Genomic DNA, 12,612 nt, shown 5'->3' on the forward strand with positions numbered 1-12,612 from the left:
ATCAGAAATGATCGCCGCTTTTTTTTACGTCTAGAGCGAATTCGATGTTCTACCAGATACTTAAGTCGTGTCTGTTTCTCGACTGTTGATGCACATGGATCAAAGTTGCTGGATGCAATGTCAGTGTGGGCTATTTGTGAAAAAGTACTGTAATAGCTGTGTTTTAGCTCGCTAATCTACCCCAGTTGATATAACCGTTACAGTTTCCGCAGAACCGTGTTTTCCCGGGCTGCTTTCTGACTCCTGTTTCAGAAAAGCGATGTTGCCTGCCGATAAAAAATCTACAGGGTGTCGGTATATCTAACCGACTGACTGTGATTGAATTATCGTGTCGAGAGGAAACGAGTTCCCGCGAACGGTTGCAAATCGAATGGAAAGCCATGGATAACTAACGGCCTTTCCATTTGTCACCAGAAACAGATAACAGGTTTTCCATGCAGAAAACTGCTCGACGGCGTTCCTCTTCAGCCGTACAGAATCCATTAGAAACATATCTTAAAGAGATCAATGAAACCGCCCTGCTCTCTGCCGAAGAAGAGCGAGAGCTGTCGAATCGCATCGAACATGGTGATAAAGAAGCACGCGACCGGATGGTTCGTGCGAACCTGCGACTGGTGGTGAATATTGCTCGTGCTTATTCCGGCAAAGGCCTGCCACTCCAGGACCTGATCGAAGAGGGCAACCTGGGGCTCCTGCGGGCAGTCGAAGGCTTCGACCCGGATATGGGGACCCGTTTCAGTACCTATGCCAGTTACTGGATCAAGCAGTCAATCAAACGGGCCCTGGTCAATTCTGCGAAAACGATCCGTATTCCTGCTTACATGGTCGAACTGTTGACCAAGTGGCGGCGGGCAACTGCCCAGCTTCAGGATACTTTGGACCGTACTCCGACGACTGAGGAAGTTGCGCGTGAACTGGATCTTCCTCCCAAGAAACTGAAAATCGTCAAGAAAGCAATTCAGCTTTACAATTCCTCGCCGCAGTCAGAACAACAGGACGCCGGCTGGTCATTGGGAGAAATGATTCCCGATGACCGTCTCAAGGGGCCCGACGATGAACTGGTCGAAAATGACAACCTCAAACATGTTTTCAGGCTGTTGAAGGAAATTCCAGATCGCGAAGCCAACATTCTGCGGATGCGGTTTGGGCTCGATGGTGAGGAACCGAAGACCCTCAAAGAGATTGGGCAGGCACTGGGACTGACGCGAGAGCGAGTCCGTCAGATTGAGAGTGAAGCTCTCAAAAAACTGGCCAAGGAAATCAGTGGCGAGTAATATTGCTTACCCTTCAAAATTGAATCTACTATGCAAACAGACCGGTTATTCGCTGGTCTGTTCTGCTTTGACAGGGACCACCAGCGGGTCATGAATGGTGGGAGTGTTATCCCGCTCCGCTTGCCGATAGATCTCAGCCAGTTGAATCATTAACGGTTCCAGCTGTTGATAGTAATCGTCTTCGGATTCAAATTCTGTCTTCCGCTGTTTGAGTTCCAGGATATTAATTTCCAGTGCATCACGGCGCTGCTTTTGAGTTCCAGTAATCTGTGAAACTGGTCGCAAAGCACAAACGGCGAACTGCTGAGCTCGATGACCGTCTGGCAGGCTGGCCGTTGCTCCTGACTCGGGGAGATTATCCAACCCCTTAAATTGATCAGCTCTTGAACCCCGCTGATCGCCGTTATCGTCCAATAATGCATGCTCAGTGGCCAGTTGGCCCTGCTCCAGGTAATGCGCTTCTGTCTGACGACAAGCGGCCAGATACGCTTCCAGGAGCGAGACCTGCCCGTCATGATCCAGATCTGACTCTGGTTCGGAAGCCGCTGCGGACAAAAACTTACCGAAATGCGAAAAGTAGAACTCAAATCCGTTTTTGGTAGCGGAGATCACCACACGATTCTCTCCTGACAGCGCCTGCAGGAAAGGACCACTGGCCGAAAAACAGTTCAACACTGCGAGTGGATGTGTAATCTGATCACAACAGACTTGCAGTTGTTCCGCAGTCAGGTCGGGGCCGCGGAGATTGAAGCGAGCTGATTTCCCATCAAACGTACCATGCCCGATCAGGATCAACCAGGTTGCACTGTAGGATTCCGGGGAGCGCAGGAGTTCCCGTTCGATCAGAGTTCGATCAGAATTGCGGGCATCGAGGCTTTCTCCAATCACAGTCAACTCGGCCTGTTTTCCAACCGCAAGTTGTTTCCAGTTTTCTGCCCAGTCGGCAAATTGAATGGCATATTCGTCTGTTCCATCAGCCCCGAGCACGAGGATAAAACGCTCTGGTCTGTCAGGTGATTCTGCGGCAGCAAGGTGTACTAGCGGATTCCCACAGATCAGAGAGCACGCCGCCAGAATAATGGTGATTCTGAAACTTCGCATCAGGGTAATCCTTTCCAGCGTCTGAGAGACCATTCTCCAAAAAGACATCCCAGGACAAGCAGCAACACCCCTGGATGATGCCAGAGTGGCGTGACAGCCTCTTCCATCACGGGTAACTTGCGTTGATCCAGCGAATTGACAAATTGTCGCAATTTGGTGGCGGGAACAACCTCACCTTGAGAATCATGTGCCAACTGCTCAAGTAATGCCAGATCGGGTTGGGCCGAGCGGAACTCTTTGATTTCGGGAGCATGTACCCAGCCGCTGGTGACAGTTTGAGTTTTGCCATTGGGAGCCGTGACTGTAGCGGTGGCAGTAAAACCTCCTGATTGTTGGGGCAGATATAATGTCTGGTATTCTCCAGGCTGATCGGCGAGTGGTTCAGCTGTGAGCTCAAGCGTTTCTTTGTCGGGAGTTGTGATTTTTAAAGCGACCTGGTAATCACTGCGTTTCTGAAATTCGGGATCGCGGACTAGAATCTTAATTTTTGTACCCGATGAGGCATCTTCAGATTCTACAACCTGCAGCGAGACTGGTTCCAGAACGTCGGTAGTCATCCAGCGCAAAAGCTGACGCCAGGCTTTATAGAGTTGTGGATCTGGAGAATCTTCCTGGAGACGCCAGCGCCACAGATCCCCAATCATTACAGCTGTGACACGGCCCAGTCCATAACGTTGTGAAGCGATTGCGGGGGTAGAGGAGCGTGATGTGCTTTTCGCTTCGGCAGCCAGGATCGCGCCTGGTTTGGTGGTGTCTACCCGGTTAATGGTTTTGAACGCCGGCATTTCTGCCAGTCGTTTCTGTTCGTCCTGTTCCTGTTTATGGTGACGCAACCAGGGTTGCAGCCAGCCATCTCGTGTCAGTTGAAACAGGACATCGCTGGATATCTGTGGATTGGGGGCGTGGGAAAAGTAGACTGGCAATAGTCGCTTAAAGTCGGTTTTGTCATAGCCCCCCTGTTGAAATGATTCCTGGCCTCCGAGCATTACCAGCCCCCCGCCCCGTTCTGAAACAAAGCGGGTCAGCAGTTCGATCTGATCGTGAGTAAAAAATGCTGCTTCAAGGTCATCAATGATTACGGTTTCATACTGAAACAGCTCGGCTTCAGTTTTGGGAAAACCGTCCTTCAGTTCATTCGGCGATTGTGTGTTAATCCGGACAAATACCGGTTGATCATAGCGTTCCAGATCCTTCTCGTTTTTCGCATCAAAGCCACGATACAGGGCATTGCCCTCTTCTCCGTCTCGACTGCGGAAATCAAACTTTGTTTCTTTTTGGGCAATGCGAATCAGTCCTACCAGCTGAATATGCTCATCTTCATGAATCGCACGCCGCAGGAATTTGAATTCCCAGTTTGGACGCCCCGAGACATAAAGAACCCGGTGTGCTTTCCGTCCCCGGTCGACCTTCAGTGTGCGCTGGTTATTAGCGAGCGTCAGTTCGCCTCCCTCTGGAATATTGACACTGGTTTTAATCCGATAGAAGGCAACGCCGGTCTCTTCTGGTTTAACCTGGAAGCGAAGCTGGAACTGCTGCTCGGGCTGACTGACTTCGCGCGTGATTGTTTCAACGACTTTTCCAGCCGGATCTATTAGTTGAGCGGTAAGCTGTTTCTGCTGGCATTCCGTGGCTGAAAGATCGGCCAGGATGCGTATCGGAGCATCCTCGAAAGGAGAATAACTGACTGAAGTATTAGTAATTGCCAGATCGGTTGACCGGGCGACATGACCGATGGGGACCGGATAGATGGGGACACTGGATTTCAACTGGCTGGTATCATTTACTGAAATACCATCAGTCAGCACCAGAATTCCCGCGAGGGGTAGTTTCTGGTATCGCTGATTGAGTTCATTGAGGCTGGTTACCAGATTCGAAGACGTTCCCTCAAATTTCAGGTGCGTCAGATCAGAGCGAGCATGGGCATGAGAGTCCAGCGAGTACTTGCGTACGGAAAAATTCTGTTCCAGATCAATCAGCCAGCGGGCTTGAGCTTCTGGTTGCTGTTCATCGGCTGACGCTAGTAACTGTTTCAACTGTTCGCTACGGGGTTTGCCCGTTTTCGGGTCCTGAATGGCGAGACTTTGCGAGTCATCAACCAGGACTGCGAATAAATTCGTGCCGGGGGCCATACGTGTGCCACTCCAGAGTGGCTCCGTCAGAGTGATAGCCAGGATTGCGATCGCCAGTAGTTTCAGCCCGGCAGCCCCCCCTGACAGGGCACGTTGAACTGTCAGCGAACGGTACGCGTAGACCAACAGCCCCAGTCCTGTGATAATGGCTACTGGTACAAAAAGGCTCCAGTCCGGAGCACCAAACTGAATTTCTGCCAGACTGATCATTTTCCGTTCCCTAGTTCTTCATAATAGCGTCGGACCAGGTCTGAGTACTTTTCTGGTACCGGGTCACGGTCAATCGGTGCCAGCGATGTTTGCGCACCTCGTTTACTGATTTCGTTTGACAGAATTGTTTGAATTTCAGCCAGCGGTTCCAGGATTTGTGCATTGATCAAGTCTCCCTCTGGTGCTTTGGAGTGACGTTTAAACTCTGCACGCATACTCTGTGCGCGTTCACGAATTTGAGCGACTCGACTACGTAGTTCGGGATCCCCCACCATTTCTTCCACGTCCCGCATCCGGTCTGACCATTCGCGGAACTGGTTTCCCGTCAAAGGTCCAGGGGTTGGGCTGCCGGGGCCTCCCTGGCCACCACCAGGTCCTCCCTGAGACTGTCCCCGTTGTCCCTTAAGAGATTTGGGAGCGGCTGAATTTTGCGAAGAGTTGGGGGAGTTGGCTTGAGAACCGTTTCCTTTGCCTGCCTGGGCCGAGGTCAGCTGTACTTGCCCCTGCCCTTGTCCCTGACTGGCAGGCTGTCCTGATGAATTGGACTGGCTTTTTCCGGGTTGGCTTTGTCCTGATTGTCCCTGCTGTGGTTGTCCCGATTGAGGCTGACCAGACTTTGACTGTTCGGCTGAGGACGGAATTTGACCTGATTTTCCAGGCATCGGCTGATTCTGTGCCAGGCTGTTCTGGTCTTGTCTACTCTCACCCGGTTTACCTTGCCCCTGTGAACCTGCTGGATTGGGACGTTGACCTGCTGGTTGTGGAGATGGGGAACCAGGTTTTCCCGAACCAGTGCCTGGTGGTTTTTGTTGGGGAGAATTGCTTGCCAGTTGCTGTTCCTGTTGTATTTCAGAAGAGAGCGATTTGAGTGCCTGGCGAGCGCGTTTTAATGATTCCAGATCGTTGCCAAGTACGCTCTCAGAGGCGACCTGAATTCCCTGTTTCATGGTCTCGATGCCGCGTGAAGCACGTTCTTCTGCTTCACGAGCCTGATTACCATTTCCCTCTTTCAGGAAATTGGCCGCATCTTTCAATGCTTCTTCGGGGCGAAAGGGTCTCGTTTTGCGAATTGCGTCATACAGATGTCGTGAGAGCAGCGGCTCTGCCTGTTCCGATTCCTGTACAACCTGCTTCATCTGTTCCATGATTTCTTTGAGGCGGTCTTCCTGTTGTTGCAACTGATCTGCCAATTCTGAATTGCCCCGATGGTTTCGCAGGGAACGCCGTGCTCCCGGTTCCGGTTTCCGTTCCTGGTCATTAATCGCCTGGTTGATAGCCTGTTGTTTCTGATCAAGCTGTTCTGCCTGCTGGTTCAGCGAACGCATGGCATCGGCGAACTGGTTGGCTGTTTTTTTGCGGAAGTTATTTTTCAATTGATTCAGTTTCTGCTGTGCCCGGGTGCCTGAGTTCAGAGCCCGGGAAACCTGCCCCTCTTTTAATGACTGGGCACTTTGTTGAAGATGCTGGCGGGTCTGTTCCAGTTCGCGACGTGATTTCATTGAATCGGGTTGTTTGGCCTGATCCATCCGCTGGGCCACTTCATCCGCCTGACGCAACAGTTCGCGTTGTCGTTCCCGCAGGCGTTTGAGCTGTCGTTCGATCTCTTCCCGTTCAGCGTCTGTTTTGGCAAACCGCTGTTTATTGGCCAACTCCTTGAGCTGTTCATTCAGATCTTTCTGACGCTCAGCCAGTTCCCGCAGACGATTCAGAATTTGTAGAGATTCCCGATCTGGTTGAGCAGCAGCGGGCTGAGAAGCCTGATTTTCTGTTTCATAACGCTGTTTTTTATTGGTCAGCTCCAACTGCTGCAGTTGAGTCTGCGAACGGCTGCTGCCTCCCCCCTTGCTACCTCCGCCGTTTTTACTCTTGGAGACTTCATGTTCCCGGGCACGCAGTTTTAGCAGCATCTGATAGCTGGTCTGTTCTGCAGCCAGCGCCGTTGAAAGTGTCGAAACAGACTGCGCCTCCCTGGCGGAGTCCAGGCAGGTAGCGGCCTCCTGCATGCTTTGCGAGATGGAGTCAATGAGCGCTTTTGACTTTTGGGATTTGATTTTTTCGGAAAGCTTGCGCAATTCTGCTACCAGCGACTGTTGTGCTTGCGAGAGCGTCTCGAGATCTGGGGAAAACTGTTCAGAGACGGTTGACTTGATCTCGCGGCGGATAACTTTCCAGGTTGCATTAATTATCTGTTTTTGTTGTTCTGCCAGCTTCTCGGCCTGTTGTGCGTTGCCACCACTTTTTCCTGCCTGTGAGGCGCCGCCGGGAGATCGTCCTTCCCGGAATATCTCTTCAAAGTGACGGACTTCCATGAAATACATGTCACTGAGTACTTTGCGCGTACGCCCCTCTGCTTCGAGATCCTCAGCAAACAGGTAATAGGAAATAAGGGTGTCGGGCTGCACGTGCAGACGTTCCAGGGAGAGAATGTGCTCAGCTGTGAAATCGACCGCTGCTTTATCGCTTTCACGGAGCACTACAGTCTGAGGTTCCTGGCCTGGAATCGAGTAAACCAGACCTACCTGTTGCAGGCCGAAGTCGTCTACAACGGTGCCTTGAACCAGTGCCTCTTCGAGTGGGGAGACACGGGTGTCGCGAGCTGGAAATGTGATTTTGATTTCAGGTGGAAGATTGGGTATCACAGCCAAATCGATAAATGGTGGAGTGCGGTTTGAACGACCATCGCTGTCGTTCAGATGCAGGTTCCAGGTCTGGTCCTGTTCTGCCTGCATTGTCAGACGGCCCGATAATCCATTTGAATCGATCACCATGGGTAACGAATTGCCGTTATCGGTTCTAAATTCGGCTGTTTTGACAGGCTTATTGAAGTGGGCGTGGAATTGAACTTTAGAACCAACAATTGCACTCAGTGTGAGACTGTCTTCATTCCGCTGCGCTGGTTGACCTGTATAGTCTGGCGGTGTGATAGTGCTGTCGAGCTGAACCAGTTCGGGCAGGACATAGACTTTTACCTGTGAAACATCTGACTTCCAGTCTGCTGAGTGCACTTGATAGCTCAAATCCTCTGTTACAGCAGGAATTCGAACCGCAAAAATCGGGTCGTCCAGTTGTTTGGTCAGCGGAAGTTCTGTGGTGGTTCCACTGGGAGTTGTGAAATGCAGAGTTGCAGTCTCCGGGACTTTTCCCGAGAAACGTGCAGTGATCAGCAAGGGATGCCCTTTTTCCACCTCAGTAGAGCCCGGTTGAATTTCAACTTTGAATTCCTGTTGGGCCTGGTTGATGAGAGCGATGGAGGTTTTTTGAGGAGTGGGAGCGGCCTGGAGCAGAGTCCAGCAACTCAGGCAGCAGAGTAACCAGACAGTAAAGCAGGTTAAGTGTGTGATGCTCTGCAGAATCAGTCTGCGGTTGGAAATCGCCTGCCGCCAGTCATGATTTGTACCGTGTGATATGACCTGGGCCAGCAGACGCTTCTGCAGAAATGTGGGTGACTCATTCCAGTTTTGCTTTTCCAGTTCCAGTGTTGCGAGCAGACTGGTGTCTAGATCAGGATAAGTCTCTTCGATCAGTTTTGCCACTGCATGCCGACTGGCTGGTGAGTAGCGGTTGCGTGAGCGATGGACCAGCATACCGACAGCGATACAGACTGGGATTCCCAGTAAAACCGCCAATAACAAGTACTGTTCGGCAGGAGCCGAGACGGGGGGAAGCAGGAGTACCGTCAGCAGGGTCAGACCACCTGCAACCAGCCAGAGTAGCGTCAGTCGCTTAAGCTTCAGACTGATCTGCTGGCGAAAGATGACCTGATTCAGCTGTTTTAATAGATCGGGCAGGCCCATGTTTACGCCTTTCCTGTCGCAGAAGATTTGCCGGTCAACCATCTGGCCAGCACCGTTTCCAGGCCCAGTAACGCAAGAGCCACTATGATCAACCAGCGCCAAAGCTGCTGTTTCTGTTCCAGTTCTCGCAGCTGTGCCTGACGCTGAAGTTCGGCGGGAGAAGTATTCTCCTCCGTTTTTAAACCGGAGTCCGTAAAGTGGACTCCAAGTGCTTCCAGCTTCTCTCTCGCGAGAGGCTCCGTCTGGCTTTCGCTAATATCCAGATTTACTGCAAACTGCCTGGTTGGGGGCAGCTGGGTACCACTTTCAACCTGATACAGTCCGGGCAGAATCGTTTCCGTGAAATCCTGCTGATCGGAAGCAAGTTTGATCTGGGAGCGATCAGGCGTACTGATCAGACGCGTCTGTTGATCTACGGGGAGCTTGACTTTCTGGCCGATTGTGAATTGTGCCGGTGTATTCTGTGCCCGGTCATTCAGAGTCAGGATTGCATTTAACATGGGGACGAACTTTGTTGATAGCGCGAACTGGCTTTCCTGAGGAGTCCAGCCAAAGCTCATTACGAGCAGTTTTCCTTTGTTTCGTGTTATTTCCAGTATCGCGGGAGCCTGATGATCAAAGCGGGCCAGTACCCGATGGGGAATCTGTTCCGGCAGTTTGAGCCCGCGATAATTCCAGAATTTCAGTCGGGTGAAGTCTGAGAATTCCGGAGCCTGAAAAATCTGAAACAGGGAATGCTCGAAATTGATATCGGTGAGTAAGGCATAACCGTTGATTTCGGGGGAGACTGTTTCTATCAGTGCTGTAGTGTCTGTGTTATGCGTCGCCAGCTGATTCAGTGAATCAGTGGACTGATCATCGTGCAGCGTGAGAAGGACTACACCCCCCTGCTCCAGGTAACGTTGGACCTGTTCTGTTTCATCTGGTGCCAGTCGCCGACTGATCAGCATCAGATGGATTTCTGTTGCGCTGAGCAGCAGTGGTGGTGAATCAGGGCCGATTGTTTGAAAATCAATATCTCGCTGGCTGGTGCTGGGAAAGGCCCTGCGGGCAAAGTAATTCGCTGACTCAATCGAGTTTTCGGCTGGAGTCCCGTAATGCACGATTGTCAGATTGGGCCGGACCGGAGGCTGAAGATAAATGTGGTTATCAAAATTCTGTTGATCGCCACTGAGCACAATTCTGGGAACGGGGACTGGCTGTTGCCAGGCGGCCATGCGGACAACTCGAGACTGGCCTCGAGGAACATAGACCTGCTGACTCTTTTCGAGTTTAGCTGGCTGTACTTCATAGGCGATTGTGAATTTTTCCTGCTGAGAGTCAGCTGCATTCACAATTCGAATTGTCGGTTGAGACTCATCATCGAGCGAGAGTAACTGCAGGCCGGCGTTATCTAAGTTGTCAGCTTCTAGCTGGTGCAACCGCACACTTAATTCCTCCGGCCAGGAAAACTCAGAGAGCGATTCGGTCCTTGATCCTGCCTGGAAATCCGTAATCAGTTCAATATTTGTGTGACGCAGGATGCTCCCGGTTGGATCAGAGACTGCCTGCTCCTGAAGGAGTGCCGCCAGTTCCGTCAGGGCCGTTCCCAGGTCAGTTGCTTTCCAGCCGGGAGTCAATTCCTCTAATAGATTCTGGTTTCTTTCGAGTGAGCTTGCTGAACGTGTTTCTTGAGACTGTCGTAACGGTTTGATTGCTGTGAGTTGTGTGTCAAACGTGTAAACTGCGATTTGATTCGGAGTCGTATCTTTGATGATCTCATTTGCCTGGGTTAATGCTTTTTCCCAGAGGGAATCCCGCTGCATACTCGCACTTGTATCAATCAGTAGAATGGTCTGGCTCTGGGGCTGTGTTGAGGCGAGCTTCAGATCCTGGTTCTTGAAATAAGGACGGGCGAATGCGGTGACGAGGAGAATCACAGCCAAAGCGCGTAATGAGAGTAACAGCCAGTGTTCGATTTTATTTTTACGATTGGTCTGGGGGGGCTTGTGTTCCAGAAAGCGGAGAGAGCTGAAATAGAAGACGTTCTTAGGCTGATGACGGACCAGGTGCAGCAGGATCGGCAGTCCGACGGCGATGATACCAACTAAATAAAGTGGGGTTAAAAAACTCAACTCGGGTCCTCTAATTAGATAGCACTGTCAGGCAGCGCGATCGGTAAGGAATTCAGAAAGCCCCAGCTCAAGGGGCATATCTGTGGTTAACTGATGGTAATGAACTCCCTGTTTTCGGCAGAACGACTGAATCGCCGCCTGATGTTCCTGTAACTGTTGCTGATAATTTTCCCGGGCTGCTTTGGGATTGAGGGCGATACGTTCACCCGTTTCCAGATCTTCAAAGATGGCCGTTTCGTGGAAATTAAGGTGAATTTCTGCTGGGTCCAGAATCTGGAATAATGCGACTTCGTGTCCTTGTGCGCGAAGATAGCCGAGGTGGGTATTTAATTCATCCAGGGGGCTCATCAGATCAGATATCAGGACTACGAGCCCTCGTTTTTTGATGGTTTCTACTGCATGTTTCAGGGGAGAGATCAGATTGGTGTGTGAACCTTGTGGGGGACGTTCGAGTTCGATCAGAATTCGTCTGAGCTGCCCTCGCGTAAAGCGGGCGGGGATCACCGTTTCCACCTGCTCGTCAAAAATGATCAGTCCGGTGGCATCGCGCTGCTGAGCCAGGAAATAGGCAAATGTCGCTACCAGAGTCTTGGCGTATTCGGCTTTGGTATAGCCCAGGCTCTGAAACTGCATCGAGGTACTGAGGTCGAGCAACATATGGCAGCAGAGGTTGGTCTCCTCCTCAAATCGTTTAATGTAGTGTTCGTTGGAGCGGGCTGCCAGTTTCCAGTCGATATGGCGCGGGTCATCTCCGGGCGTATATTCACGGTATTCGGTGAATTCAACGGAGAACCCGTGGTAGGGGCTGCGATGCAGTCCTTTCCAGGTTCCTTCAACAACGGTTTTCGCACGTAATTCGAGAGATTTAATCCGCATCAGACAGGCAGGGTCAATGCGTTGAGACATCAGTCTCTGATTCCGGCGGGCTGTGGTATTCGTGTTCATGCAGCTTCAATTCATCCTTTGACGGGGGCGGGAATGGTCTCGATCAATTTCTGCACAACCTGTTCCACGGTGATCCCCTCGGCTTCTGCGCGATAGTTGATCAGAACGCGGTGACGCAGGACTGGTGCCAGCAGGGCCTCAATATCTTCCTGGGTGACATGAACTCGACCCCGCAGGACGGCCCGGGCTTTGGCGCCCAGAATCAGACTCTGGGCTGCACGTAATCCGGCACCCCAGTTGACCCACTCATTGATAAATTCCGGAGTATTCTCCTGGTGTGGCCGGGAAGCGGCACAAAGTTGAACCGCGTAACGGACAATCTCTTCGGCAACAGGTACTTCACGCACAAAACCATGGAACTGCTGGATATCATTTCCGGTAAACAGTGGTTCGATCGGTTCAGAATTGCGGGCTGTCGTCTGGGTCACAACGGCCACCTCATCATCCTCAGAGAGGTAATCAATGACCAGGTTAAACATGAAGCGGTCTAATTGTGCTTCCGGTAAAGGGTATGTGCCTTCCATTTCGATCGGGTTCTGAGTTGCCAGCACGAAAAAGGGTTTTTCCAGTTCGTATCTGATCCCGGTGACGGTGACCTGTTTTTCCTGCATCGCTTCCAGCAGAGCAGCCTGTGTTTTGGGAGGCGTACGGTTAATTTCATCTGCGAGCAGAATATTGGTGAAGACGGGGCCTTTGACGAACTTCATCGCTCGTGATTCAGATGTATCACCTGCCAGAATTTCCGTCCCCGTGATGTCGGCGGGCATCAGGTCAGGAGTAAACTGAATACGCTGAGATTTCAGTTTGAAGACCTGGGCCAGGGAATTTACCAGCAGAGTTTTTGCCAGTCCCGGAGCACCTGTAATCAGACAATGTCCGCCGGCAAACAGTGCAATCAGGAGCTGGTCGATAATTTCTTTTTGCCCAATGACTGCTTTCGAAATTTCGCGGTCAATCTGCTGTCGACTGTTCTGCAGCATTTCAAAGATGCGCTCGTCAGTGTCGCTGACATCGGGGGAGACAAGTTTCAAATTCACGTTTCGAC

Annotated in this window: 7 protein-coding genes; 1 reads left to right on the forward strand and 6 read right to left on the reverse strand. The window is 51.4% G+C overall.

The window, feature by feature from the left end; all coding sequences use genetic code 11:
- The first annotated feature begins 434 nt into the window (after positions 1-434).
- Positions 435-1,274 carry a sigma-70 family RNA polymerase sigma factor gene (locus tag FYZ48_RS27930; RefSeq protein WP_145040100.1) on the forward strand — a complete coding sequence of 280 codons (840 nt, stop codon included), beginning with the start codon at positions 435-437 and terminating at the stop codon, positions 1,272-1,274.
- A gap of 45 nt (positions 1,275-1,319) precedes the next feature.
- Here the strand turns inward: FYZ48_RS27930 and FYZ48_RS27935 are convergent, their stop codons facing one another.
- From FYZ48_RS27935 to FYZ48_RS27960, 6 genes are read right to left on the reverse strand one after another with little or no spacing between them, the layout of a single operon-like run.
- Positions 1,320-2,375, reverse strand: coding sequence for a hypothetical protein (locus FYZ48_RS27935; RefSeq protein ID WP_149345747.1), 1,056 nt, complete (start codon positions 2,373-2,375; stop codon positions 1,320-1,322).
- Entirely contained in the window at positions 2,375-4,714 is a 2,340-nt protein-coding gene (locus FYZ48_RS27940) for a hypothetical protein (protein WP_149345748.1), read from the reverse strand. Before FYZ48_RS27940 ends, FYZ48_RS27935 begins: the two co-directional genes overlap by 1 nt.
- Complete coding sequence (locus FYZ48_RS27945; RefSeq protein WP_149345749.1) at positions 4,711-8,508, reverse strand: DUF4175 family protein; 3,798 nt, start codon at positions 8,506-8,508, stop codon at positions 4,711-4,713. Before FYZ48_RS27945 ends, FYZ48_RS27940 begins: the two co-directional genes overlap by 4 nt.
- A 2-nt stretch (positions 8,509-8,510) precedes the next feature.
- Positions 8,511-10,622, reverse strand: coding sequence for a vWA domain-containing protein (locus FYZ48_RS27950; protein WP_149345750.1), 2,112 nt, complete (start codon positions 10,620-10,622; stop codon positions 8,511-8,513).
- Between the two features lie 27 nt (positions 10,623-10,649).
- Positions 10,650-11,528 carry a DUF58 domain-containing protein gene (locus tag FYZ48_RS27955; protein WP_242022797.1) on the reverse strand — a complete coding sequence of 293 codons (879 nt, stop codon included), beginning with the start codon at positions 11,526-11,528 and terminating at the stop codon, positions 10,650-10,652.
- A gap of 50 nt (positions 11,529-11,578) precedes the next feature.
- The gene (locus tag FYZ48_RS27960; RefSeq protein ID WP_197993967.1) at positions 11,579-12,604 is read right to left on the reverse strand and encodes an AAA family ATPase; all 1,026 of its coding nucleotides are present in this window, start codon (positions 12,602-12,604) and stop codon (positions 11,579-11,581) included.
- Positions 12,605-12,612: the final 8 nt, after the last annotated feature.

This window comes from Gimesia chilikensis (assembly GCF_008329715.1).
Classification (GTDB): Bacteria; Planctomycetota; Planctomycetia; order Planctomycetales; family Planctomycetaceae; genus Gimesia; species Gimesia chilikensis.